At 50.6% G+C, this 26075-nt stretch carries 24 protein-coding genes; 10 read left to right on the top strand and 14 right to left on the bottom strand.

What is annotated here, in order from left to right:
* Positions 1–2: 2 nt before the first annotated feature.
* From GON22_RS02560 to GON22_RS02550, 3 genes are read right to left on the bottom strand one after another with little or no spacing between them, the layout of a single operon-like run.
* A complete protein-coding gene (locus tag GON22_RS02560) occupies positions 3–440 on the bottom strand; it encodes a hypothetical protein (RefSeq protein WP_160394557.1) in 438 nt (145 codons plus the stop codon).
* An 18-nt stretch (positions 441–458) separates the two neighbouring features.
* A complete protein-coding gene (locus tag GON22_RS02555; protein WP_160394556.1) occupies positions 459–836 on the bottom strand; it encodes a hypothetical protein in 378 nt (125 codons plus the stop codon).
* Positions 837–877: 41 nt separating this feature from the next.
* A complete protein-coding gene (locus GON22_RS02550) occupies positions 878–1705 on the bottom strand; it encodes a hypothetical protein (RefSeq protein WP_160394555.1) in 828 nt (275 codons plus the stop codon).
* An 86-nt stretch (positions 1706–1791) separates the two neighbouring features.
* Between GON22_RS02550 and GON22_RS02545 the strand changes: the two genes are divergently transcribed.
* Positions 1792–2211 (top strand): GTP pyrophosphokinase, encoded by a 420-nt coding sequence (locus GON22_RS02545; protein WP_160394554.1) that lies wholly within the window; start codon positions 1792–1794, stop codon positions 2209–2211.
* A gap of 29 nt (positions 2212–2240) precedes the next feature.
* Here GON22_RS02545 and GON22_RS02540 read toward each other — a convergent pair whose 3' ends face one another.
* Positions 2241–2804 (bottom strand): GNAT family N-acetyltransferase, encoded by a 564-nt coding sequence (locus GON22_RS02540; protein ID WP_160394553.1) that lies wholly within the window; start codon positions 2802–2804, stop codon positions 2241–2243.
* A gap of 148 nt (positions 2805–2952) precedes the next feature.
* On the bottom strand, positions 2953–4422 hold the full coding sequence (locus GON22_RS02535; protein WP_160394552.1) for a glycogen synthase: 1470 nt from the start codon (positions 4420–4422) through the stop codon (positions 2953–2955).
* Positions 4423–4809: 387 nt separating this feature from the next.
* Here GON22_RS02535 and GON22_RS02530 point away from each other — a divergent pair, with 387 nt between their 5' ends.
* Together GON22_RS02530 and GON22_RS02525 are read left to right on the top strand one after the other, a co-directional pair.
* Entirely contained in the window at positions 4810–6192 is a 1383-nt protein-coding gene (locus GON22_RS02530) for a hypothetical protein (RefSeq protein ID WP_160394551.1), read from the top strand.
* A gap of 4 nt (positions 6193–6196) precedes the next feature.
* Positions 6197–6763, top strand: a complete 567-nt coding sequence (locus GON22_RS02525) for a hypothetical protein (protein ID WP_160394550.1) — start codon at positions 6197–6199, stop codon at positions 6761–6763.
* Between the two features lie 71 nt (positions 6764–6834).
* On the opposite strand, the gene GON22_RS02520 is transcribed toward GON22_RS02525, so the two are convergent.
* The 3 genes from GON22_RS02520 to GON22_RS02510 form a co-directional block, all read right to left on the bottom strand.
* The gene (locus GON22_RS02520) at positions 6835–8187 is read right to left on the bottom strand and encodes a DRTGG domain-containing protein (RefSeq protein WP_160394549.1); all 1353 of its coding nucleotides are present in this window, start codon (positions 8185–8187) and stop codon (positions 6835–6837) included.
* 116 nt (positions 8188–8303) lie between these two features.
* The gene (locus tag GON22_RS02515; protein WP_160394548.1) at positions 8304–8597 is read right to left on the bottom strand and encodes a hypothetical protein; all 294 of its coding nucleotides are present in this window, start codon (positions 8595–8597) and stop codon (positions 8304–8306) included.
* Positions 8598–8676: 79 nt separating this feature from the next.
* A complete protein-coding gene (locus GON22_RS02510) occupies positions 8677–9012 on the bottom strand; it encodes a YlbF family regulator (RefSeq protein WP_160394547.1) in 336 nt (111 codons plus the stop codon).
* Positions 9013–9285: 273 nt separating this feature from the next.
* On the opposite strand from GON22_RS02510, the gene GON22_RS02505 reads away from it, so the two are divergent.
* The 6 genes from GON22_RS02505 to GON22_RS02480 are packed head-to-tail and all read left to right on the top strand — an operon-like array spanning position 9286 to position 16404.
* Positions 9286–10650, top strand: a complete 1365-nt coding sequence (locus GON22_RS02505) for a YheC/YheD family endospore coat-associated protein (RefSeq protein WP_160394546.1) — start codon at positions 9286–9288, stop codon at positions 10648–10650.
* 15 nt (positions 10651–10665) lie between these two features.
* The gene (locus GON22_RS02500; RefSeq protein ID WP_160394545.1) at positions 10666–11889 is read left to right on the top strand and encodes a YheC/YheD family endospore coat-associated protein; all 1224 of its coding nucleotides are present in this window, start codon (positions 10666–10668) and stop codon (positions 11887–11889) included.
* Complete coding sequence (locus tag GON22_RS02495; RefSeq protein WP_160394544.1) at positions 11886–13259, top strand: YheC/YheD family endospore coat-associated protein; 1374 nt, start codon at positions 11886–11888, stop codon at positions 13257–13259. Before GON22_RS02500 ends, GON22_RS02495 begins: the two co-directional genes overlap by 4 nt.
* Positions 13259–14413 carry a YheC/YheD family endospore coat-associated protein gene (locus GON22_RS02490; protein ID WP_160394543.1) on the top strand — a complete coding sequence of 385 codons (1155 nt, stop codon included), beginning with the start codon at positions 13259–13261 and terminating at the stop codon, positions 14411–14413. Before GON22_RS02495 ends, GON22_RS02490 begins: the two co-directional genes overlap by 1 nt.
* 1 nt (position 14414) lies before the next feature.
* Complete coding sequence (locus tag GON22_RS02485; protein ID WP_160394542.1) at positions 14415–14978, top strand: GNAT family N-acetyltransferase; 564 nt, start codon at positions 14415–14417, stop codon at positions 14976–14978.
* Between the two features lie 4 nt (positions 14979–14982).
* On the top strand, positions 14983–16404 hold the full coding sequence (locus tag GON22_RS02480; protein ID WP_336604253.1) for a YheC/YheD family endospore coat-associated protein: 1422 nt from the start codon (positions 14983–14985) through the stop codon (positions 16402–16404).
* Positions 16405–16851: 447 nt separating this feature from the next.
* Here the strand turns inward: GON22_RS02480 and GON22_RS02475 are convergent, their stop codons facing one another.
* Positions 16852–18105 (bottom strand): D-alanyl-D-alanine carboxypeptidase family protein, encoded by a 1254-nt coding sequence (locus GON22_RS02475; RefSeq protein ID WP_237178968.1) that lies wholly within the window; start codon positions 18103–18105, stop codon positions 16852–16854.
* A 153-nt stretch (positions 18106–18258) separates the two neighbouring features.
* Entirely contained in the window at positions 18259–18723 is a 465-nt protein-coding gene (locus GON22_RS02470) for an HPP family protein (RefSeq protein WP_160394541.1), read from the bottom strand.
* A 344-nt stretch (positions 18724–19067) separates the two neighbouring features.
* Here GON22_RS02470 and GON22_RS02465 point away from each other — a divergent pair, with 344 nt between their 5' ends.
* The gene (locus GON22_RS02465) at positions 19068–19493 is read left to right on the top strand and encodes a GNAT family N-acetyltransferase (protein ID WP_160394540.1); all 426 of its coding nucleotides are present in this window, start codon (positions 19068–19070) and stop codon (positions 19491–19493) included.
* Between the two features lie 116 nt (positions 19494–19609).
* On the opposite strand, the gene odhB is transcribed toward GON22_RS02465, so the two are convergent.
* The 4 genes from odhB to GON22_RS02445 all read right to left on the bottom strand — a co-directional run bounded on the left by odhB (position 19610) and on the right by GON22_RS02445 (position 25967).
* On the bottom strand, positions 19610–20854 hold the full coding sequence (gene odhB, locus GON22_RS02460; protein ID WP_160394539.1) for a 2-oxoglutarate dehydrogenase complex dihydrolipoyllysine-residue succinyltransferase: 1245 nt from the start codon (positions 20852–20854) through the stop codon (positions 19610–19612).
* A gap of 5 nt (positions 20855–20859) precedes the next feature.
* The gene (locus tag GON22_RS02455; protein WP_160394538.1) at positions 20860–23730 is read right to left on the bottom strand and encodes a 2-oxoglutarate dehydrogenase E1 component; all 2871 of its coding nucleotides are present in this window, start codon (positions 23728–23730) and stop codon (positions 20860–20862) included.
* Between the two features lie 429 nt (positions 23731–24159).
* A complete protein-coding gene (locus GON22_RS02450) occupies positions 24160–25182 on the bottom strand; it encodes a Gfo/Idh/MocA family protein (protein WP_160394537.1) in 1023 nt (340 codons plus the stop codon).
* A gap of 2 nt (positions 25183–25184) precedes the next feature.
* The gene (locus GON22_RS02445; RefSeq protein WP_160394536.1) at positions 25185–25967 is read right to left on the bottom strand and encodes a sugar phosphate isomerase/epimerase family protein; all 783 of its coding nucleotides are present in this window, start codon (positions 25965–25967) and stop codon (positions 25185–25187) included.
* Positions 25968–26075: the final 108 nt, after the last annotated feature.

The following is a 26075-nucleotide window of genomic DNA, read 5'->3' as shown; positions in this document are numbered from 1 at the left end:
AATTATTGAAGCGTTATCCCACGGTCAAGAAACGGCTTTAACGCACCAGACAATAGCTTTTGAAACTCACCTGGCATAAATTCAATTACATGCAGCTCCAGCGAGTCATCGGTTTCGATAACTGCTAGTTTAAACTTACACGTATCAAAATCATCTTTTTGGCCCAACACTGCGCAAGTATACACAACTTCTTTTACTGTTAGTGAAAGCAATTCCTCTCTTGAATCGATTCGAGTCCATAAGCCATTCACATTGTCCTCGACCGTATTCGGTGCATTCTTTAAGCCCGACACACTCCATACATAACCTTGCTCGTAATAAAGGCAGTCATTATCCTGAACAAAAGCTAATATAATATCGTTTATTAATTTATAATCCCACTTGTTGCTTTCAAAGAGATTGCCTAAATAATAGTTTTTATAAGTATTAATGTTGTTCATTTCAAGCCCCTATACCTATTAATCATTAATCCCGATTTCGATTACTTCTCCGGATTTTTTGCCCAATATCACATAATATCCGCCACCATTTGTGACTATAGTTTCATCTGCAAGATTGCTCGTGGTTCTATCCATGACATTAAAAACTTTCCACTCTTCTTTGTTTTCTTCAGCTTCAATAATCATCTGTCGTTCCTTAAATACAGTTGGGAAATACTTTTCTAGAATTACACTTCCCATTCTTACAGCCATGTCTTTATCTATTATGACATTGGCAGAACGGGATCCATCTTCGCGCATGTATCCTCGGCTGTTATTTTCCCCCAAGCAAAATGCTGTGATCGTCGCAGCGATCACTCCGATAAATACGCATGAGATCAAGATTTTCTTAGGCATTATATGTAGCTCCTTAAAAAAGATAATCATGTCCTTGAGCGCTAACTCTCGATTCCAATTGGTTCATAATACAAAACCTTAATTTTATTTTCCATAAATAATTTACGAACCTTCGAACTAACGATTAATCTTGGTGTACAATAAGTTCCAAAACCATAGTATTCTAATGATAAATTGAAGTCTTTTGCATCCAACATTGAGGCTTCTGGATAGATAATCTCTGACCTTAAGACAGCACCACGGTAACAATTTTCACAATACTGGTGTTTAGAAAGTCTCATTCGATCAAGCTTCATCGAGCCCAGCACTTGGGTCGGCACTAATTGATATAATTTTGTGTTGTTCATTCCTCTTCGTTCAATCACTTCCCGAAAATAACATCCTGCCAGTTGGCTCTCTTCTATGATCTGCTTGATATGTTCGGTAACAATGACATCTGGATAGTTGTATGCAATTTGTCGTTTGCCCATTTTCTTCGTGTCAATGACAAGATCGGTAATTTGATATTCCCCTTGATGACATTTTGGACATTTATTTCTTTCATCATATTTAGTCCCATTATCCCGAGCACGCTTCTCTACCTGCCACCATGGATAATGCAATCCCAAGTCATAGTAGTGCGCTTCATTCAATTCTTTCTTCGTATATTCTCGATGTTCATACTCGGTGTGCTCCCATTTATTTTCTTGAATGAAGGTTTGGAGAGCACGAAAAACATCTGTATCTGCATATAGGTTTCGAATGACGACTGCGATTGGGGGATACTCTTCTATTGTAGCATTTGAATCTCGAAGCATTTGTGCAAGCTGGAGGCCTAATGGATTCGAACCATGAACATATTTTATATCAATTCTCTTGATTCTTCTCATGTTTTCTCCCTTCAATACAGCTTATTATGACCCTGTAATTCCTTCTTTGTTATAATAAATATAAAAACAATAACGAGGTGACCAACATGTCCACCCTTACCAAGGCCATCCTAATCGCTACGGAAATGCATGACGGCCAGACAGACAAAGGCGGCAATCCGTACATTCTTCATCCACTGCGCCTGCTAACCAAAGCAACAACCGAAGAGGAGCGCATTGTCGCCGTCCTCCACGATGTCGTTGAGGATACTTCATACCAACTGCATGATTTCATCACAGACGGGTTTAGCCAACGCATCATCGATGCGCTGACGGCTTTGACGAAGCTTGATGGTGAAAGCTACGATTCATTCATTTTAAGAATCAGACAGAACGAGCTAGCAACCCGCGTTAAAATCCTTGATATTACGGACAATATGGATATTTCACGCATTGCCGAGCCGACTGAACATGATGTTAAGCGTATCGAGAAATATCAACAGGCGCTGCGGATTTTGTACCGTTAAGCTCGTTTTGTACCTTCAACCTCAACAGCCTATTTCGCCCCTCGATACGCCTTCTCATGAAATCTGGTAATGCTCCGAAACAGCAGCTTCCCATCCTCCGGCAACGGATTATTCGTATCGAAGTTCATATACATGGCCTGGTATGTCTCTGGAACCCAGATGTAGCGGTGTACATATTCCGAGAGGTGGAAGCCGTTCGATTGCCAAAAAAGTTTCCGTTGCCTATTCTCCTCCGTCAATTCGGATTCGACTTCAACGATGATGCCCTGGCAGCCTACGGTTTCATAGCCCCACTGCTTGATATGATCCAACAAAGATCTGCCTACACCCGTTCCTCGATAATCCTCCCGAACCGCAATATAATCAATGATTACGGCACCAACACGCTGATCGATCCCCGTCAGTGCCATCCCAATCCATTCCGTACCTTGTGCGATGGTGTGAAGCTGGCACATTCTTTTGGCAAACATGCCGCGAATAATGTCCCTGCTTTTCTTGCCGTCAAGCGGAAAGGCTTGCTCGTAAATACTTTCAACCGCGGTCCAGCGTTCTTCGTCCCACTCGTCAGTGATGCGGTATTGTATAACTTCCAATGAGGTTCACCACTTTCATGCCACTCGTTATTATCTGTATCCATTGTGCCTCAGGCAACAGCAGTTGTACACATCTCGAATTGGGACGGCCGCATTTTCAGTAAACAAAAAAAACGCCACCCCATAATGGGCGGCGTAATTGATTAACTTACACTACGATTTGCGGCTCTCCAACCACCTGCTCATACAGCTTCTGATACTCCCCAGCTGACTGCTCCCAGCCTAGCTGCCGCGACATGCATCTCGCAACTACGCCATCCCAAGCGCTCCGGTCCTTATACAGCTCAACCCCGCGCCTGATCGCATCGAGCATGACCCAGTGGTTGGCGTACTTGAACGTAATGCCGGTGCCTTCGCCAGTTTCTGCGTTGTACGGTTGCACCGTATCCACTAATCCGCCCGTCTCCCGAACGATCGGCACCGTGCCGTAGCGCATGCCGATGAGTTGGCTAATGCCGCAAGCTTCCGTATAGGACGGCATTAGGAACAAATCCGCTCCCGCATACGCCCGATACGCCAGCGTTTCTTCATATGTCCTGTAACGCATATTGTTCGGGAACTTCTCCATGATGTGATTAAATAAATAATCGTAATACGGGATTCCGTCGCCAACGACGATTAATTGCAGATCATCTTTCAACAGCTCATGATACGACTTCTCAAGCAGATATAGCCCTTTCGTAATTTCCAGCCGGGAAATAAGGGTCACAATCGGCACATCCGGCCGGACCGGAAGCCCAAGCAGCTGCTGCAGCTCCCGTTTATTAACCGCCTTGCCGGACAGATCATTAGCGTCGTAATTGGCAAATAACCGTTTATCCGTTGCCGGATTGTTTTCCTCAAGATCGATGCCGTTTAGGATGCCATGCAAATCTTTCCTGCGCTTGCGCAGCACAGGAGCAAGCGGCTCCATCTGTAGAGGGGATAGCTTGCTGATCTCCGCTGCATAGCTTGGGCTGACCGTACTAACCGTATCGGCAGTCAGGATGCCGATCTTCATGCAGTTCAACTGCCCGTAGAAATCGAGGCCCCGCTCGGTGAAATACGACCAATCCAGCCCCAACACCTCAGTAGCTGCGCGTTGATGGAAAACGCCTTGGTACAGCATGGCGTGAATCGTGAACAAGGTTTTCATTTCTGCGTAATACGGCAGCTTACTGAATTCATTTTTCAGGAAAAATGGGATAAAGCCCGTAAGCCAATCGTTGCAATGCAGCAAGGAAGGCTTAAAACCGATCTTCGGAAGCGCCGTCAGCGCCGCCTTGCAGAAAAAGACGAACCGTTCCAGCTCATCCTCGTAATCATAAATCCGCTCCCGGTCAAAATAATGCGGGCAATCAATAAAATAAACGATGTTGCCACCGTACTCAAGCGTCTCGACCGCGCCTTGCACCATGCGTCCCGCAAGCTCCAGTTCGAACGAAGCGACGAAGCGCAGCTCATCGCCGAAACGCTCCCCTACACTCCTGAATTTCGGCATCATAATGCGGACGTCGCAGCCACGCTGCCGAAGCGCTTTGGGCAAGAAAGCCGCCACATCAGCGAGGCCTCCTGTTTTGGCGAAAGGATACACTTCCGTAGATATAAATAAGGTTTCAATAGGTGATAAAGCAGTCATAAGTTTCCTCCATTCTATCTATGCTATTTGATTTGGGCATACGTTTGCACATTAAGTAGCATATCACTTTCAGCCGTGTAAAGAAATCACACCATTCGACAAATTAATACAAACTTTATAACTCTATTTGTAAGGAAAGAGCTCGTTTTGGAACGTCCTAAAGAACACTTCTCACACCAAAGCCAGGAAAGCTATTCGAACTCAAACAAATGAATGGAACTTACACCTATTTTTATCAACGAAACGACGTTTTCACCTCTTTCAATCCCATAAATGATATTCATTGACAAAATTATAAATCCCGTATAATATATTTTTCGTCCACATATGGTTCTTTTTCCATTATGTGCAAACGATTGCGCATAACGTGGCATAGAGCGTGTTGCTATGAAGCATGATGGCTTTCCGCAACCTGTTCACAAAATTAAAATTGAAAGAGGGAAATTAATGATGATGGTTAGAAAGAAAAGCAGCAAATGGATTGGGCTAACAATGGGGTTATTGCTGATGTCACAGTCCCTTGGCGCAATGGCTTACGCAGCGCCGACTTCACCAAACAAATCAGGTGTTTCCAGCTACATTCCCCAGCAGATGAATGTGCCGGAAAGTGACCAAACCGCAATTGAGGACTCCGTAGCGTATGGCCTTATTGATGCCGTTTCTATCATTGGCAGTGAACCTGACAGCGTATGGGCGCAACAATTCAAAACAGGATCTATGCGTGTAAACCAGGTTGTTCCGATTTACGACTTAGACGGCAATTTATCAGAGACGATGGTTGTGTTTGATCACGGGTATATCATCTCGGAAGCGAGCAACGGGGAGATCATTCAGTTTTCATTTGGGGATATTGATCCCACTTATTTTGATGGGGCTGATCGCGTTTACTCCCATAACAATGATCATTTCGCCGTTAAAAACAACACCGCAATTGACTCCAACTATAAAGGTAAACATCTTGATGAAATTAAAAAGGAAGTTTCCCCTAAAGAAAAGTCCAAACTTAAAGAAAAGCCAAAACGGTTCGGGCAATTATCCAAAAAATCAAAAGATTTTATTTTTAACGGATTTGTTACAGGCGCCAATGAAGGGAACAGTACGCAAGATATTATCACCAGCCCTCCTGCATGGATGATAAACTTTTTCCAACTGAGCTCCTCTGTCGTTTCAAGTTGGTCCGCCCCATTGGTTGACAGCTATTTTTTAAACGCTTCCAATATCAATCAGAGCAATTTAAAATCGAATTTTTTAACTTCGACAGATACGGATTACGCTAATGATTGTGCAGTTATGTCTACCCTAGAAATAATGGGTTATAAGTGGGGCGCATTGACGAATGCACAAAAACGGACCGCTTACAATGCTATTGTAGGTTCTAGCTACTTCTCATCTAGTGGTGTAGGTTACGACAAAAATGACCAAATTTTCAAAGTAGGATCCGAAGCGATTGGAAAAGCAACCCAACAAACGAGCGACGACCCTGAAAAGTACTTAAATATTAATAACTATTCGACGTTAAAGTCTTATTTGCAAAACTATGGTCCTTACTACCTCAGCTTCAATCAGAACCCATATGGGGCTCATACGGTAACGGTTAAGGGAACTCGCCAATATAACCTCACAATAAACTATACCACAGGCGGGCATGACAATTACTCAGAAGGCTTCATTCAAATTAATGATCATTGGCAACCAAATGGAGTCGATGCTTTCATGAACATTGACGGCCTTAGCATTACTACGTACCTCACAGCAATAGTAGCAAATTAGGTCGATGAAATTTAAGAAGACCATCGCAACCGTCATGATCCTTGGCGCTCTTCTATTCCTGTTTAAATCAGATCTTGAGTCATTCGCGTTAAACGCTCTTTTTAACAACAGGCCGGAGCCCAAAATAAGCAGCATTAAAAAATATTTTCATGCAGATGAAGTAAGCCGAATCGGTCCTTTCTCGACGGAATTAGTCGCAACCTCTCCTTACATGTATGGGTACTGGGTTAAGCAAGGCGGCAAAACTTCTGTAGTCGTGCTAGATCAGTATTGGGGAAAGCACAATAATGCCGACAGCAATGATTATATTATCATTTTCCCACAACAGAGCATGACAGAGGAGGATAACGCCGCTATTGGCTATATCGTCACACACTCACCTATGAAACTGCAAACGAGTGACGTTATAGGAGAAAACCTCGTCGAAATACACAAAGGCACGACAGTGACGAAGCTCCCGCTGTATAAGTTAAAAGATTATACCAACGGCGGGAACTTAAGGTGGCTGGATAAAAATTTGCGGCAGATCCTCACCTATGAGGAAGGGCGCAAGGCCCTGCTTGATTACTAAATCGATCTTGCTTGCATATTCGCCGCACCAAAAAAGCGATGGCTGCTCACACAGCCATCGCTTTTTTCCACTTATGGATCAATCGTCTGCACCGTAATCATCGCCTTCGCCGCAAGGCCGCGGCCATCAACCACTTCGACCTCCAGCTTGGACAGCTTGCGTCCGATCTCGAGCGCGCGCGGTGTCATGACGATGTCGCTGTCGATCTGCACCGGGCGCAAGAAGTAGGTCGTCAAGCTCTCGCATACGTAATCATGCTTGCCGACAATTCGGATGAACCGGCGGGCTGCTTCGGTCATGAGTGCCGCCAATACGCCTTCGGATACGGTGCCGAGCGGACCGGACATCTGCGGCATCATTTTGCCTATATACCGGTATTCCAATTGGTCGGTTCCTTCCTCAACATGCTGCTGCTCGAACCCGTCCCACATGAGATCATCAAACGTTTGCCCTGTTTCTTGCTGCTTGCCTGCATACTTCATCGCATCAAGCACATCCCGGCGGCTTACGACGCCAAGCAGCTTGCGATGCCGGTCAACGACAGGCAGCAGGTCGATGCCTTCACTTGCCATCGTATGGGCAGCAGAGGCAACGGCGATATTCGGCGCTACCGTAATCGGATGGCGCGTCATCACACGGTCCAATGTTTGGTCCTCCGTCGCATCCACAGCATCCTTAGCGGTCATCATGCCAGCCACTCGGCCTCGTTCATCAATGACAGGAAACCGTGACAGGCCCGTCTGGACGGATAATCGCTGGAACGCTGCGACCGTATCGGCCGGCATTAGCACTTGTGCTGGCTTGCTCATCGCGACAATATCTTCAACGAGCATAATTTTGCGCTTAATAAGCCGGTCGTACATGGCACGGTTAATCATGGATGCGACAGTAAACGTATCGTAGCGCGATACGATAATTGGCAGCGCTAGCTCGTCTGCGAGGCGTTTCATGTCTTCTCCAGGCGCAAAGCCGCCTGTAACGAGAACGCCCGCTCCTTGCTCCAGCGCATAACGATGGGCGCTTTCGCGGTTGCCGACGATAAGCAGGCTGCCTTCATCAATGTAACGAATCATTGCTTCTAATTCCATGGCCCCGATAACAAACTTATGCAGCGGCTTGTCTAGCCCCATCTCGCCGCCATGCACTTGGCCTTCCACCATCTCTGCGACCTCGCGGAATGTAAGCTGGATCGCGGTGCCTCTGCTGCGCTTTTCAATCCGCACCGTGCCAATCCGCTCACGCGTACTAACGATGCCAGCCGTCTCCGCATCTTTAATCGCCTTATAGGCTGTGCCTTCACTGACACCGAGCGATTTGGCTAGCGCTCTCACCGAAATTTTGGACCCGACGTCCAGCTTTTCGATAGCTGCCAGTATTTGCTCATGTTTGGTCAGCGACGCATCAACGCCCGTCCCTTTCACCATGCCACTTCCTCCTGCTCCTGCCGCCCATCTGGCTGTAGTCTCGCACTCGCACACGCTTCCATCTATCTGCAAAAAAAGCCCGTCGCCCGGCTTCTCCAGCCGGCGTCGGGCTTCGCTCACTCTTTCGAACGGCGGTACTTGGCTGCTGCAGCAGGCACCCGTTGGAGCCGCTGTTCCCAACGAAGCGACTTCTCGCGCTTAATTAGCGCCAGCTGGCGCTTCTTCTCCTCGTCTACGCCGAAGATTGTATACAGCTGCGCGCTAATTACGAAGAGGGCAAACACCAGCCACACAACGCCAAACAACGTGCCGAACGTCCATCGCTCTTGGAACCCGATTCTAGGCAGTGCGTAAAGCACCATCGATACCGCAACAGCCAAATACACAACGTGACGAAACTTCCCTGCCATAAACATCCCCCTAAACCATAACGGATAAAAACGAACATGCCGCGCTTGTCCGTACCATCCTATGCCGGGGAAAATCCGATTATTCCAAAACCGTCCGCAAGCCTTCGCCTAATATGCGGTTTACATCATCGAACAAGACAGCGAATCGGCGCTCAGCGTCAAAATAACGGCTAATGAGCGGGTTGAGCGCGAGCACCTCATAACGCTTATTCATGACTTCAAGGTCAGCTGGCGAAGGCTCCTCGCCACTCATCATCTGATGCTGCAGCTGCTGCTGCCGCTCTAGAAACTCGTTCAGCATCCGGCTGGCTTCCGCTTCGCCGTCAACTGCAGCTTTCGCAGCTTTCAGCGCCTGTGCTTCTGGACATTCACGCAGCGACTTAGCTAGCTCGTAAGCTTTGTCATGTACGTTCATTTTCGCTCACTCCTATACCATCCGAATGCAAGTATTTACTACCCTGATCATACCACCGAGCAGGGCGCCCAGCCAAGTGATTGCCGATGGTTTGGTTCAAAAAAAAGGACGTACTGAACAAGGTTGGGCGCTTATCGGGGCCGTCCTTTTCAGAAAGTAGCAATATGGCCAATCACCAAGGGATAGATGTCCTCATATGATGAAGGAATTCGTGTAAAACACCCAGAGCCCCTTCTAGTCTACGTCATCCTCCTGCTTGGAAGGAGATTTATGATGCTCAAATCCAAAGTCGCTGTCCAGGCGGTCGGCTCCGGCTTGCTCCCGGACGATGCGATCATGCTGGGCGAATCCTACATGAAACAATGGAAAATCCCGCAAGGCCAGCCTTTGACGCTAAGGTTGGGCGGCTACCAGCAGCCTATTAAGGTCGTATCGGTTGCCCGCTATGAAGGCATGCGCATGAACCAAAGCCTCGCTCGGCGCATTGGGCTGGCTAACGGCGCGACGCTTCGGATGCATTATGCTGAGAAGTCCTCCACGCTGTCGCTTGGACCGCTGATCGGTGTGCTCGTCAGCCGCGATTATCCGCATATGCCGGACCGTCCATTCGGGTCGATTACGATGTTCTGCAAAGAACTGGTCGACGGATGCGCAGCGCAAGGCGCGCATGTGTATTTCTTTACCCCCAATGGCATTCAGGAAAGCACGGACTCCGTCGAAGGCTGGGTTTACCAGAGTGGCTGGAAACGAATGCCGCTCCCGATCGCAGACATCGTCAACAATCGGCTGACCTCACGCAAGCTGGAAAATAAGCCGAACGTACAGTCGTTTATGAAAGAAGTCAAACGCAAGCACAACACGCAAGTGTTCAACGAGAAGTTTCTCGATAAGCATGAGGTGTTCGATGCACTCCGAGGCGCTAGCTCACTGGCCAAATATTTGCCCGAATCCCATCTGCTGCGCAACTTCACGATGCTCAAAGCGATGTGCTCCAAGTATTACACCGTGTTCCTTAAGCCGGTACGCGGAAGCCTTGGCAAAGGAATTATTAAAATTTCACGCCTGGAGACAGGCGGCTATCAGGCAATGTTCACGACGACGGCTGGTACGCGCAAGCAACATTATACGAGCTTGCTTAAGCTATTCTCAGCGATCAGCGGCAAGATGAAGACGGTCCGTTACCAGATTCAGCAAGGGCTCACGCTCATTGATATCGCGAAGCGCCCTGTTGATTTTCGTGCACTCGTGCAAAAAAACGCCAGCGGCGTATGGACGGTCACTTCGATCGTCGCACGAACGGCGGGCGGCGCCCATTTTGTATCCAATCTAGCACGAGGCGGCACGCTCAGCACCGTACGTGAAGCGATTGGCAAATCGAATCTTGCAGCAGGCCGCCAAGAAGCAGCCGCCAAGCTTCAGAAGGCGGCGCTTGAGATTGCGGAAGGCATCGACACGCATATCCCCGCCCATTTTGGCGAGCTTGGCATCGATCTTGCAGTCGATACAAGCGGGCGCGTCTGGCTGCTCGAAGTAAATTCAAAGCCTTCGAAAAACGATAATACACCGCTGACGGACCAGAAAATTCGGCCATCAGTGCTTAGGATGATTCAATACAGCCGGTATCTATCCGGCTTCTGATTGCGGAGGTCATCTATGGTCCGGTACTGGTTAGTGCTTGCCGTCTTTATTGCTAAGCTTCCATCCTTAACTGCCCGCCCGGCAATATCCGAGGGCATCAGCCCCATCCGTCTGCCGGAGGATCGGCTATGCCGGCAGTTGGCAGAGTCCGGTTCCCAACAAGGCGTGCGCGTCATTGTGATTGATCCTGATAGCAGCAGGCCTAGCGCGGGGCAAATCATCGGCTATCAGCTAAGCAGCGGGCAATGGGAACGAACCTTATGCCCAATGCCTGATCTCATCTACGACCGAAGCTATGCGGGCAATACAGATGAGCGCCTTCGATGCCGATCCGCTCTGCGCGCATTGATCGCCCAAAGCGGAGCAAGGCTGTTAAATGGCGATCTTCCGGGCAAATGGCGCGTCTATACCGCGCTTGAGCAGCAGCCGGCACTCCGGCCGCTGCTGCCCGATACTTGGCTATTCCAACGCGGTGCCGAGCTGATTCGCCAGCTTCGCGAGCAGCCAAGTGGCTTATTCCTAAAACCGTCAGCTGGGATGCAGGGGCGCGGCGCAATTCGAATGCAAGTGCAATCAGATGATTCAATCACCATTGACGGACGCACTAGGCGCGGCAATCTGCCATTCACCTTGTCATTTGCCGCTACAGAACAGGGCGAAGCCGTGCAATGGCTGGAACGCTTTATCAGCTCCGCCACTTACCTCGTTCAGCCTTATCTATCGCTTAACGATCAAAATGGTCGCCCGCATGACGTTCGCCTGCTGGTGCAAAAAGACGGCAGCGGCCGTTGGCAGACGACTGGGGCAGCCTGCCGCGTAGGCGCAGACGGCGGCGTTACATCTAATCTCCACGGCGGAGGGGAAGCTTTCGCCGCCCAAGCTCGGCTATCCCAGCTATATGGCGAGCGCATGGCTGACCGCCTAATTGCGCGAATGGAAGAAGCCGCCCTATTGGCGGCGCCAGCGATTGAACGCCCCTTCGGGCGCTTCGCCGAATTCGGCTTCGACTTCGGCATCACACCGGCCGGCAAGCTGTGGCTGCTGGAGGCCAACTCCAAGCCCGGCAAGCAATCGTTCCGGCGAATTGGCGATAAACGGGCTGAACAGCTGTCTGCCAGCCGAATAATCGCCTACGCATGCACGCTCACTGGCGTACGGAAGCTCCGGCCGCCAACAGCGAATCGCTTAGACCCCTTTGTCGGATTCCCATCGGACTACGTTCAGGAGGTTCACCCATGAGTTTGACATTATGCAATGTGCAATTCTCGCAACAATCCGACCGTGTCGTCTATTTGTCGAATCCGGTGTTGAAGTCACTCAATCTCGCCGGCAAGAAATCGGTTCACATTAAGCTCGGCAAAGAAACGATTACGGCTGCCATCAAGCCGCTGAAGCGGCAAGGCCACCATATTTACCTGTCGACAAGCGTTCGCCAATCGATTCGCGTCCCCAAGACTGGCAACGTCTATCTGATGCAGGACGGCGACAATGAGCTGCAATTAGGCCCGCTCGTAGGCGTGCTCTGCGATTCCGGCTTCCGCGGCGAACCGACGCCCTTCGGCTCGCGTACGCCGTTCATTCGCCAACTGCTTCGCGCCGGGGAGAAGAAAGCTTATTTCTTCGCCTTTACGCCTCGTGACGTGAACTGGCAGCAAGAAACGATTAACGGCTATTTCCTCAATAGCCAAGGCGGTTTTGTACGCCGTGTCGTCCCGCTGCCCGATGTTGTATACAATCGGCTGCCGAGCCGCCGGGCTGAGACGACTGCGGCCAGCATTTCGTTCCGCGACCGGTTCATTAAGCATAAAATCCCGTTCTTCAACTGGACGTTCTTCAATAAGTCTGACGTGTACAAAATGCTCGACAACGATGTAGAAGCGCTCAAGCACTTGCCAGACTCCGTCTCCAAGCCAACGCCAGAGAAAATGAAGGAGATGCTCGAGAAGCATCAATTCCTCTATTTCAAACCTACGGCGGGCAGCCTTGGCGTCGGCATTTACCGGCTGACCTACCATCCGAAGCGCGGCTATTTCGCCCGCTTCCGCAAGGGCAGCAGCAATGTGTTGCTTCGCTTCTCGAACTTCAATAGCTTGATGCGGATGCTGCAAGGGCGCCATGGCGCGACGTTAAGCCATTACGTTAGCCAGCAAGGCATTCGGCTGATTGAGATAGACGGCTGCCCGATCGACTTCCGCTTCCACATGCACAAGGATGGCAACAACAAATGGGTGCCAGCCGGCATTGGCGCGAAGAAAGCAGGGCGCGGCAGCGTGACGACGCATGTGAAAAACGGCGGATCGCTCATGACGCCAGAGAACGCATTAAACATTGCTTTCGGGGATCGTGCAGCAGAAATGCTAGAAAAGGCCAAGGAAGTATCCATCAAGCTGTCAGAGGCGATCGAACGCAACTATTCCCATCGCCTGGGCGAGCTTGGGCTGGATCTTGGCATTGATAAAGACGGCGAGGTATGGATGTTCGAGGCGAACGCGAAGCCTGGACGCTCTATTTTCAAACATCCTGCGTTGAAGGAGCAAGGACGCGCGTCGCTCTCCTATATATTAGACCACTGCCTCTACCTGAGCCGGTTTCAGGGAGGGAATAACTAATGGAGCTCGCACTGTCCGAGGATAAAACCGCCGCCGAGCTCCACGCCCGGCGCCCCGTGCTAGCCATCTTAACGATTGAAGACGACATGCTGATGTTCCGCGGAAACCGTGAAAATTTTGCCGATATTATCCGGACCGGCCGCGAAATGGGCTTTATCGTCTACGTGTTAACGGTTAAGCATCTGAATTTATCCAAGAACCAAGTTAAAGGCTATACGTTCGATGACCGGGCGGAACAGTGGCACGACCAACTGTTCCCTTTCCCCGACGTCATCTACAACCGCATCCCGCTTCGCGAGGATGAAGTGCTTCCAACCGTTCGCGGCAAAATCGCATCTTGCATGAAGCATCCGCGGACGCAGCTATATAATCCGACATTTTTTAACAAATGGAATTTGTTCGAATGGCTCAGGCTGTCCAAGACAACGAAGCCGTACATCCCTACAACGCGGCGGATGGTTTCACGCATAGGCCTTACACGTTTGATGCGCAAACATTCGTTTCTATATCTAAAACCGGTCAGCGGCAAGGCAGGCAAAGGCATCATGACAGTGAAGGTGCTGCCGGAGAAGCAGCTGCCCTATCGGCTCAAAATCCAAGATGATAAGAAGAGCATTACGTACAATTGCTCTTCCATCCCTAAGCTTTGGACGCGTATCCGCAAGCAGAGCCTAGGCGAAACGTACATTGCCCAACAGGGCATTGCACTCGCTACGGCCAACGATCGCCGATTCGACCTGCGTGCGCTTGTACAGAAAAACCAGCGTGGGCAATGGGACATTACCGGCATTGGCGCTCGGGTTGCAGGCTCGCTAAGCATCACAACCCATGTGCCGCGAGGCGGCAGCATCGAAGATCCAGAGAAGCTGCTTACGGCTACATTTGGCGATGAGCAAGCGCGTAAAATTATGATCAAGGCAAAAAACACATCGCTCTTGATCGCCAGACAAATCGAGCGCGGTTCTGGCCTTCTGCTAGGCGAGATGTCGATGGATCTTGGCGTCGATGAATTAGGGAACGTTTGGTTCTTTGAAGCAAACTCCAAGCCGATGAAATTCGATGAGCCGCATATCCGCCGCAAATCGCTGGAGCGTATTTTCCATTACGGCTTATATTTATACGGCAAGAAAAAGGAGAAGGCAGGAGGCCTGTAGCATGGACATCGTACGGTTAAAGCCATCACAGTGGCCGACCTGGCGAGGCCGGATGGCCGCATTCGCGAAGCGCCACGGCGACAGGCGGATCACCGCAGAAGGCCTCCGGGCGATGCTCCTCGCCGGAGAAGAAACGGACCATTCCGTTTCTTCTCCGGCTGCTGTCGTCATCGCCCGAGATCAAGGCCGAATGCTTGGCTTTGCTTTCGCAGCCAACGCTGGCGAGACCGCCTGTCTCGTCGTCGTCCGTTCAGATGCGCGAGGCGGCGGCGTTGGCCGCCGTCTTGTCGAGGCGCTAGCCAATCGCTTCGGCGGCAGGCTGTGTTGCAAAATCGCGGCTGATAATCCTGCCAGCATGCGGCTATTTTTCCATGCTGGCTTGAAAGCGGTAGCCCTGGAGACCGGTCCAACCGGGAAGCCGACGCTGCGATTCGAGACGGACGGCTTCCATACGGCGGCGGCGCCTGCAGAAGGGCATGCTGCTGGGCATACGGTAACGCATGCTCCCCGGCATCCCGCCGGGCACACAATAGGGCATGCTGTCGGGCATGTGAAGGAGGCTTGATGACATGGCGCAGCCCGTGCTTGGCATTTTAACCTTATATTTGAACAATGACGGTGCTCTCGAGGAGCGTTCGATCTATCAGCGAATGACCGTCGCTGGACGCAAGCTAGGCATTGACGTGTTCGTCTTCACGCCCGAAGATGTAAACTATAAATCCAACCGGATTCATGCGATGGTTTATGACAGCCTGAATAAGAAGTGGTCCCGCCGGTGGACCTCCTTCCCGAACCTCATTTTTGATCGCTGCCGAATCCAACGCTCCCATCGATTCGAAGAGCTTCGCCGATTCCGGGCGAAGTATGGGCACCTAACTTTTTTAAACCGCCCGCTGCGCAATAAAATGACCGTTCACCGCACCTTGTCCCGCGATACGCGCTTCACGCCACATCTTCCCAGCTCACGCATGTATGAATCGATGGCCGACCTAACCGCCATGCTCCGCAAATATCCACTTATCTATCTTAAGCCGATCAACGGAACTGGCGGGCGTGGCATTCTGCGCATCGAACGGACTGGCGATGACCGGCTGTTGCTGCAAGGGCGCGACCAGCAGCGCCGTATCGTGCCGCCGCAGCGCATCACGACGGCTGAGCTGGCAGGGCGCCTCTCTTCCTGGAACTTAAAAGGCGGACGTTATCTCGTTCAGCAGGGGATTGCCCTCAAGCTGCCTAATGGGCGCGTGCATGATTACCGCATGCTTGTCCAGAAGGACCGAGAAGGCAAATGGCGTTTGACAGGCTGTGCTGGGCGAATCGGTGCACCCCGGAGTGTTACTTCCAACCTGCATGGCGGCGGGCAAGCCGCTACGATGAATCAACTGCTGAAAGTATGGATTAAGAACGAGGCGAAGATCGAGAAGGTCAAACAAGATGCTGAGCGATTTGGTGTTCAAGTGGCCGAGTATCTTGAGCAATCGTATGGCCGATTATGCGAGTTGGCGCTTGACCTTGCCATCGACAAAGAAGGGCGCGTTTGGCTGTTGGAAGTTAACCCAAAACCTGCGCGTGAAGTGTTCAATCAAGCGGGCGACAAGGAAACCTATCAGCGCGCGATTATCCGCCCACTGGAGTACGCTCTGTACTTGCATGACCAGAAGCGGAAGAAGAAGCCTTCACGCGAGCCAGATGCTAGCAGTGGTGCAAGTCCGGGTACGGGCAGTGGCATAGCTTCCATCGCGAGCACTGGCGATGGAAGCGGTATTGGCCTCGGTGCCGTCAATGGCGGGGGCAGCGGCAGCAGTCCAGGTACCGGCAGTGGCACGGGTGCTGCTGCTAGTGGCACGGGTGCTGCTGCCCGTGCTGGCTCCGGCGTTGGCGCGAGAGCTGCCGCAAGTTCTGGTTCGCTACCACGCAGCTCTGACAACAAGGATGCTTCACTCGAGATGTCAGCTGCCGACATGCGATGGGCCGAACATCTGATCAATTAGTTCAGCCTTCCTCTACACCCGTCGGCATTGTACTTCGTGCAATGGCCGACAGGTGTATTACTGTTTCCACTAGGTGCCATTGCATGCCGTACAATGATAAATACGCCAACCGGGCTAAATGTACCTAAAACAGCCGTTTGAGCACTTACTCAATGTACATTTTGCAACGGCAACTCATATGGAAGCTTGTACAATCGGTACCATTGTACGAACTGCAATGCCGCTACGGAATTAAACGAATGCTACGTGCAACAGCCTGCTCTTACGCAGCAACAGCTCCACGCCCTGATTCACCTCGTCGATTGCTATATACGACCACAAGTATATGTAAAACAGCCCGATTCTTCTGAATGCCTAGATGGCGTGCATATCAAAAAACAGCTCAAATTCCACCTGTCCAGCGGAATTCGGAGCTGCTTCTGGATTCTTATACTGCTTCTGCGGGCATTAACCTCTTCGCGTAATTCGGCCTCGCCGCCGCTTGCGGAAAATAACGGCGCCGCCTAGTGCCAACACGATGCCTGCGCCTGCGATCGTTTTCACTGCCGCATCATTCTCTTCATCGGCCGATGCCAATGCCTCCTCAGCGGAAGAAGCCAGCGTTTTCCTTGCGGACAAAACCGAAACCTCATCTGTCGTTTTCCATAAGCGGAAACGTCCAGCGTTAGACACGCCTTTGGAGGTCATCACATGGACTACTCCAGTTGCGTCGACCATTACCTTCGGTTTCTCGCCCTTAGGAACAACTGTCCAGATCGGTTCTTCTGCTGTATAGGCTACTGCAGGCATGGCATCCATCTCATAGGTCTCGTTCTCAGCAAACAGCAGCTTAGGCTCATACGCTGCAAATCCATAATCAAGAATCTGGCGCATGTCAGCATACATCCGATTGCTCGATGGAGCTTTCAGAACGACCCCAATCAACTCCATCCCATTGCGTTCGGCGGACGCGACAAGCGTCGAGCCAGCAACAGTGGTGTAACCGTTCTTCACCCCGGTCGCTCCGTCATAGGTGCCCAGCAGCTTGTTATGATTAATAAGCACAGTCTGCCAGGTTTGCCCACTCCACTTCACTTTCTTCGTGCCAACCAGTTCGCGAAACTTCTCATTGCCCATCGCATATTGCGTAATCTTAGCCATATCCTCTGCGGTCGTATAATGCTCATCATCAGGCAATCCGCTCGGATTGCGGAATTGGCTATTAAACGCATTTGCCTTTTCGCGTACAAATGCATTCATATGCTCCGCAAACTTTTCCTTCGAGCCATCGATATGCTCCGCAATCGCAGTCGCCGCGTCGTTGCCAGAATTCACCATCATCCCCAGCAGCAGCTGCCATAGCTTCATTTGCTCGCCTTCCTCCAAATAAACACGCGTTCCCTCTTCCTCCCGCGCTTCTTTGGAAACGGTTACAATATCTTCAACATTAGCAGACTCCAAAGCTACGATCGCCGTCACGATTTTTGTTATGCTAGCTGGATACATTCGCTCTGATGCATTTTTTTCATATAAAATCGTGCCTGTGCGCCGATCCATCAAAATCGCCGACTCTGCCAACAAATCTGGCGGTTTCAGCGCAGGGGGAGCCTGCTGCTCCTCACTTGCAGCCCCCTTCGCCACTGCTGTGCCCTCGCCCGCAGCTTGCGCCACGGGAGGCAATACGAGCAACACGGTGAACGCGGCGATAAGCATGATCCGCATCCACGCAAAACTTCTTCGCTTGTCTAGGCTTACGCTTATTACCACGTTCGTCTCACCTGACTTTCTGCTTAATCCTGCTGTTTAACGAAGGTTGATTTGCGATGCAATGCCATTATATTCATTTCATTTTCATGCATGCCTTAAGTAACACGCCTACATGCCTGACTCAAGCTCTTCATTCTTCCTTAATTCAAATCCCCGCTCCAGCGTCTCCGTGATCCACAACGTCGCGATTAACCCCGATAACGATAACGCGACCGACAGCGGCAGCGTCCATACCGTCGTTGGATGCGAGAAATATGGGATAAACGAAACGGCAAGAATCGGCGGCGCATTCCATTTCATCCGTGTAATTAACGCAATCATCAGCAGCGCGTTCAGGAAGAACGTTACTGGCCCAGGGTTAATGGAATAAAGCACGTTGCCAACTGTTGCGCCAATGACCGCACCAACGCTTATGTTCGCCCAAACCTTCCGTTCGAATGAACGGGTCAAGAACAAGAGGCAGAAAGCTCCCAATGTCGGAAAAAATAACGTATGCACATCAGGAAAATGTGATGAGGCCCAATAAATTACCATCAGATACAAGCTTACCATGATCACTCTAATTTTGGACATAGCTCTTACCTTTCTTAACACGATTCAACAAGCTAGCTAATGCCGTTCGCCAGCCCTTATGCACTAAGTTCCATTGTAAAAGAATGGACAGGAGAACGTCAATGGCTAACGATTGGCAACCGGCCAGGCACATTTCGTTAACAAAAACATAAGATCAGGTCCAAAAACATGCAATGCCTGATTAACCTTCCATCTGTATTTAGCCAATCCTTATAAAAAAATTTTTCGCATTCTGAGGCCTCGCTTGCATTCGCTCCTCCATTCATGGTACAACAACGACAGCCCATAAAGCGTCTAGCTTAATAGCGGCTATGTTCAATATTGTAAGGATGGTGTATGGCTCCATGGTTGAAGTTAAACTCGCTGCTTCTGAAGCAGCTCTCCAAGATGTTTATCAGATTCGCAAAAAAGTGTTTGTTGACGAGCAAGGCGTCTCCGAGCAAGAAGAATACGACGAGCATGAGACGGCAGCGTCACATGTGCTCGCTTATTATGAAGGGAAGCCAGCGGGCACTGGGCGCGTACGCCTACTCGATGGCATCGCCAAGCTGGAGCGCATCTGCGTGCTCCCTGAATATCGTAAATATGGTGTTGGTGCTGCAATCACTACGGCGCTCGAACAGCAGGGCAAACAGCTTGGCGCTTCCAAAGCAAAGCTGCACGGCCAGACCCATGCCGAACCCTTCTATGCGAAGCTCGGCTATGAGACAGTTTCAGATATTTTCCTTGAAGCCGATATTCCACATGTCGTAATGACTAAGAAACTCTAGCTTGTTCGGTTGCCTTGAGCCTTTCATAAGCATCTCATAAGTATAGCAAAAAAGCCGTTTGCAGGTATTAACTGCAAACGGCTTTTCGTTATCATCTCACAATTGCCTCCGGCAAATTAGCCTTCAAGCAACAGCGTTTCTGGATCTTCGAGCAGTTCCTTCACTTTTACGAGGAAGCTAACTGCGCCAGCGCCGTCTACGATACGGTGATCGTACGACAATGCGATGTACATCATTGGACGGTTTTCCATCCGTTCAGCATCGATTGCAACTGGACGAAGCTGAATTTTGTGCATGCCGAGAATGCCCACTTGCGGTGCATTCAGGATTGGCGTCGAGAGCAGGGAACCGAATACGCCACCGTTCGTGATCGTAAACGTGCCGCCTTGCAGCTCGGACAAGCCAAGCGTGTTGTTGCGTGCTTTAACGGCAAGATCAAGGATGTTACGCTCAATCTCAGCGAATCCAAGACGGTCAGCATCGCGAACGACCGGAACGACGAGGCCCTCTGGTGCCGACACTGCGATACCGATATCGTAGTAATGCTTCTCGATAATGTCATCGCCATCAATTTCTGCATTCAGCAGCGGGAATGCCTTCAGGGCACCAACGACTGCTTTGGTGAAGAAGGACATGAATCCGAGGTTCACGTCATGCTTCTCTTTGAACTTGTCCTTGCGGCGCTTGCGCACATCCAAGATCGCTGTCATATCAACTTCGTTGAACGTCGTCAGCATTGCCGCGTTATGTTGTGCTTCCACGAGGCGCTTAGCAATCGTCTGGCGGCGGCGGGACATCCGCTTGCGCTCAGCAGGCTTGCCAGGCACTGCTGCTTGTACAGCAGCAGGAGCAGGAGCAGCTGCTGGCGCTGCAGGTGCTGCCGGACGGCTCGATGCCGATTTAACGTCATCGGAATATACGCGCCCGATTGGATCGCGAGTTGGCACAGCGCTCAGGTCGATGCCTTTCTCACGAGCAAGCTTGCGGGCTGCTGGAGATGCATTTACTTGCGATGCTTCTGCTACAGCAACAGCTGTTGCTGCAGGGGCTGCTGCTGGTGCTGGTGCCGGTGCAGCTGCTGCGGGCGCTGGCGCTGCCGCAGCTGGAGCCGCTGGTGCAGCTCCTGTACCTGCGCCGATTGTACCGATGACTTCACCGATTGCAACCGTATCGCCTTCTTGCTTCAAAATGCTCGTCACGACACCGTCAGCTTCCGCACCGATTTCGATGTTTACTTTATCCGTTTCGAGTTCGAGAAGAACGTCGCCTTGGCGAACCGTTGCTCCCTCTTGAACAACCCATTTAGAGATCGTTCCTTCTGTAATTGATTCTCCCATTGCTGGTACGATAATGTCACTCACAGCGGTTACCTCCCAGTGCTATATGTCAAAGTCGGTTTTTGGTTAAACGTCATAGTAATAATTTGCTGTTGCTCGAATGCATGAACGTCTTGGAAGCCAGTAGCTGGGCTCGAACGTTCAGGGCGGCCGATATAGCTTACCGTTGCGCCTTCAGGCGATACAGCGCGAAGGCGAGGCTCGATGTACGACCAAGCGCCCATGTTTTGCGGCTCTTCTTGCACCCAGATGAACTGTTTCGCATTCGGGAACCGGGCAATAACCGCTTCGATTTCCTTCTGCGGGAATGGATACAATTGTTCAACGCGAACGATGTGCAGCCAATCCTTATCCTTGTTCTCATCCTTCTCAAGTGCGTCAGCAAGATCGATTGCCATCTTGCCTGTGCAGAAGACGATGCGCTCTACGCGCTCTGGCTTGCTGCCAAGGCCCGGCTGCTCCAGAATCGGATGGAACTCTGTTCCTTCTGCGAACTCAGCCGCAGGGGAAGCTACACGCGGGTTACGGATCAAGCTCTTCGGCGACATCAGCACGAGCGGGCGTGCCGCTTCCGTCTCTGAGATCGCCGCTTGGCGGCGCAGAAGATGGAAGTACTGCGATGCGCTGGACAAGTATGCGACTGTCCAGTTCTCTTCGCCAGACATTTGCAGGAACCGTTCAAGTCGCGCGCTCGAGTGCTCGGGACCTTGGCCTTCAAAGCCATGCGGCAACAGCATCGTCAGGCTCGATTTTTGTGACCATTTGGAACGGCCAGCCGAGATGAACTGATCGATAAGTACTTGTGCTGTGTTCGCAAAGTCACCGAACTGTGCTTCCCAGATTGCAAACGTTTCTGGGGAATACACGTTATAGCCATATTCAAAGCCCAATACAGCAGACTCAGAAAGCGGGCTGTTATGGATCGCGAATGACGCTTTTGCTTGCGGCATCTTGTGCAGCGGGCAGAACGTTTCGCCAGTATTGCTATCATGCAGAACAAGGTTACGGTGAGCAAATGTTGCACGTTCAGCATCTTGTCCTGTAATCCGAATCGGCTTGCCCTCAGCAAGGATCGTCGCGAACGCCAGCGTCTCCGCGTGGCTCCAGTCGACCTTCTCGCCTTCGTTGAGCGCGCCGGAGCGGCGTTCCAAAATGCGCTGAAGCTTCGGATAGACATTGAATTGCGCCGGCCATTGGAGCAACTGCATGTTGATCTGGCGAAGCTTCTCCAGCGAAACACCTGTCGGGATGCTTCCGATTTGGCGTGCTGCGCGAACGTCGGTTGCTTGATGAACTTGTTCTTGAACGGCGCTGTTTTTCATTTCTTCATAAGCGTCCTTCAGCTTGTTCATAACCTCAACGCGCACCTGCTCGATTTCTTCAGCCGTGAATGCACCTTCTTGAATCAAACGCTCAGCATACAGTTTGCTAACGGAAGCATGTGCTTTAACCTTCGCATAGATCGTTGGTTGCGTCGTTTCTGGATCGTCTGTCTCATTGTGGCCGTAACGGCGGTAGCCGATCAGGTCGATGAGGAAGTCCTTCTGGAACTTCGAGCGATATTCCGTTGCAATGCGGGCAGCCAGCAAGCAAGCTTCTGGATCATCCGCATTGACATGGATAATCGGGATCTCATAGCCTTTAGCTGGATCGCTGGAGTAATGCGTCGAACGCGAATCTACGCTCTCCGTCGTGAACCCGATCTTGTTGTTCACGATTACGTGAATGGAGCCGCCATTCGTGTAACCTTTCAGTTGGCCGATATTAAGCGTCTCCGTCACGATGCCTTCGCCTGGGAAAGCAGCGTCACCATGCATGACGATCGTGCCAGCGGACTTCACGTCTTGAACCGGATAGCCCGGTTGCGTACGGTCTTCTTGCGCCGCGCGCGTAAAGCCATGCACAACTGGATTTACATATTCAAGATGGCTCGGGTTGTTCGCCAACGTAATGCGCGTTTCAACCGATTCGCTGCGTTTGAGCGAGCGATTAGCGCCCAAGTGATATTTTACATCGCCTGACCAGCCATAGTTGATGCCCATCGAACCTTCAGATGGCACCAAGTTGCGGTTTGGCGAATGATGAAACTCGGAGAAGATTTTTTTGTATGGCTTGCCGAGCACGTGAGCCAGCACATTCAAGCGTCCGCGATGCGCCATGCCAAGCAAAATGTTTTTGGCTCCGTTGTCTGCCAGCTGCTTCACCAATTCGTTCACGAGCGGCACAGCCGACTCATTGCCTTCTACCGAGAAGCGCTTTTGGCCGACGAACGTACGATGCAGGAAGTCTTCGAACGACTCTGCTTCAACAAGCCCAGTGAACAGCTCCTTGCGCTCTTCCCTAGACAGCTTGAAAGCAGGTGCGAATTGCTCTGCTTGATCATTCAGCCAATCCCGTTCCGCTTCCACGTGAACATGGCTGAACTCGTAAGCAATCGTTCCTGTGTAGGCTTTCTTCAGCTTGCGGATCGCATCGGCGCCATTGCCCGTGCCTGCTGGTGCATTGAACCATACAAGTTCAGCAGGGATGACTGCGAGGTCTGCTTCTGTAATGCCGTACTTGGAAGCCTCCATCATGCCTGTGTCTGCTGCTGGGCCAATGTGAAGCGGATCAATATCAGCTGCAAGGTGTCCATACGTACGGATGTTCCAAACAAGCTTGCCTGCTGCAACCGCTTTCTTCAACAAATTCGCATCTATAGGTGCCGTAGCGGTTGAGCCGCTTGCGACCGTAGTCTCAGCTGCAGGCGGTTGGCCCCAGCGTTCGAACATCGTCCGCGTCGCTTCATCTACCGAGGCGGGATCCAAAACATATCGTTCATATTGTTCTTGTGCGTAGCCCAAGTTCGGACCGTAAAATGCTTCCCAAGGGCGTTGCGAGTTTCCGTTGTCCACTGACATGGATGTGAGACCTCCGTCTTGGATTAATTTTTAATATTCAATGTGGAGGAAAAACGTATTGTTTCCTAATAACCATTATAATATAGACCCCCCTTACGACAGAAATAACACTTTGGTATGATATCGTTCTCGTAGAGAGATCAATTGATGATGCCACCACCTCTTTGGAGGCCAGCTTTTTCATGTCATTCCATAGCGTTATCGGTCGTTTTGGATCATATTCCGTCAAAAATAGCCCTCTGGCGCTTTTTCCTTGCCTCATTAAGGCAGGCAATTAATCGCAATCGGCGCTAAACGTCTTTCTATTTTTTACATTGAATCCTCCACTTATTCTTCTTATATCGGTTAAAAACACGCATTTGCCCAGTAAATCATCCAAAAAAAAAAGAACGGCTTCCGCCTGAAAGCGGTCCCCGTTCTGTTGCTTCCCTATTTAACGGCAATAACTTTGCCCGTTTTTTGCGATTCAAATGCTGCCAAAATGACATTCAGCGAGCGAAGCCCTTCTTCACCAGAGATCGAAGGCGCCTTGTCATTCACGATGCAATCGACGAATTCGTCGATGACATAGCTCGGCAGCTGACGCTTGTTCGTGGAAATTCCGCCGGCTTCGATATCTTCATTCGTACCGTCCCGAAGTTCCAAAATCACAGGACGATCCGGATCCGTACCAATCTTGAGGACGCCATTCTCACACCACAGAATCGTCGAGTTGTCCTCTCCGCGATAATAAGTCCAGCTTGCAACCAACGTACCGATTGCGCCGCTTTTCATGCGAATCAAGCAAGTCGCGTTGTCGTCAACCGTCGTGTCTTCCTTGTCCAGCGTTCCAACGAAAGCAGCGACATCCGCTACCTCGTCATTGAGCAACCAACGCATCAAGTCGGATTTATGCACGCCAAGATCGCCCATAGCGCCCATTACTGCATCATCCTTACGGAAGAACCAGCTTTCTTTGCCGTCCACGCTCCAGCTTTCTGGGCCAGGATGGCCAAAGGAGGTGCGGAACGAGATTACTTTACCCAATCGGCCCGAATCCAAAATCTCCTTCGCTTTCACGTGAGGAGGCATCAAGCGTTGGCTTTGGCCGACCATCAGCTTAACGCCATTCGCGTTAGCAGCTTCGATCATTGCAAGCGCATCCGCTTCATTCGTTGCCATTGGCTTCTCTACGAGTACATGCGCACCAGCGTTAGCTGCTGCAATCGCTACAGGAGCATGCAGAATATTCGGCGTACAAACGCTTACCGCATCAACCTGCACTTCCTTCAGCATTGTTTCATAATCGCTAAAAGCCAATGCATTGAATTTGGCTGCAATCTCTTCCGCACGTTCCAGCACTGGATCAACGAATGCAACGAGCTTTACATTCGGATTGACCATATACTCAGGAATGTGGCGGCGGATCGCGATAGCTCCGCAGCCGATAACTGCTACTCTAATCTTTGCCATTGTTAGGCTCCTACTTTCGTCTGGTAATTTTCTTTCAGCCAGTTCAAGCTAGCTTCAATGCTCTCAAACGGCGGAATTTGACAATAATCCTGCTCTACAATCAGCCACTCGACGCCTGCTTTGCCCGCTGCTTCCAGCACCGCTGGCAGGTTCACTTCACCAGTACCGAGTCGAAGCGTAATCATGCTGTTGTCTTCTGCACGCTTAAAGTCTTTTGCATGAAGCAATGGAATGCGTCCCGCATAATGCTCGATAGTCGCGATCGTATCTTCCTTCGCATATTGCACCCAGCATACGTCCAGCTCGATCTTCATATCGTTCTCGCCGATCGTTTCGAATAGCGTTTCGTAAACCGATTTGCCGTCCTCAAACTTCGTCTCGAATTCAAACTCATGGTTATGATAGCAGAATTGCAAGCCGTGTCTGCTAACTTCCTCAGCCGTTTCTTTCAAGAAGGCCACGATGCCTTTCCAATCGTCCAGGTTCTGGCGATCTTCTGGCTGAATATAGGAACATGGGATATATTTCACGCCGATTGCTTTAGCATATGCAATTTCGCCTTGAAGGTCATTGCGAAGGCGCGTCAAGTCCACGTGTGTACTGAAAGCTTTGAGACCGATTTCATCCAGCCAAGCGCGCATTTGTTCAGCCGGCACATTAAAGTAACCTGCGAATTCAACTGCATCAAATCCTAATGCCTTAACTTTGCGGAGCGTGCCTTCTACGTCCTTTTCCATTTCGTCACGCACTGTATATAATTGTACGCCGATACCCATCCGTTGCATATACCGCACCTCTTCCTATAGAATGGTATTTTATAGCCTATCTGCTCCTATTGTATGGGATAAGATAAGCAATCGAACATAGCTAATGTGGTTAACACTTAACTTATT

It is taken from the genome of Paenibacillus sp. MMS18-CY102 (genome assembly GCF_009789195.1).
Taxonomy (GTDB): domain Bacteria; phylum Bacillota; class Bacilli; order Paenibacillales; family Paenibacillaceae; genus Paenibacillus_T.
The sequence above is the reverse complement of the archived record's forward strand: the minus strand, read 5'-3'. Positions and strand labels throughout refer to the sequence as shown.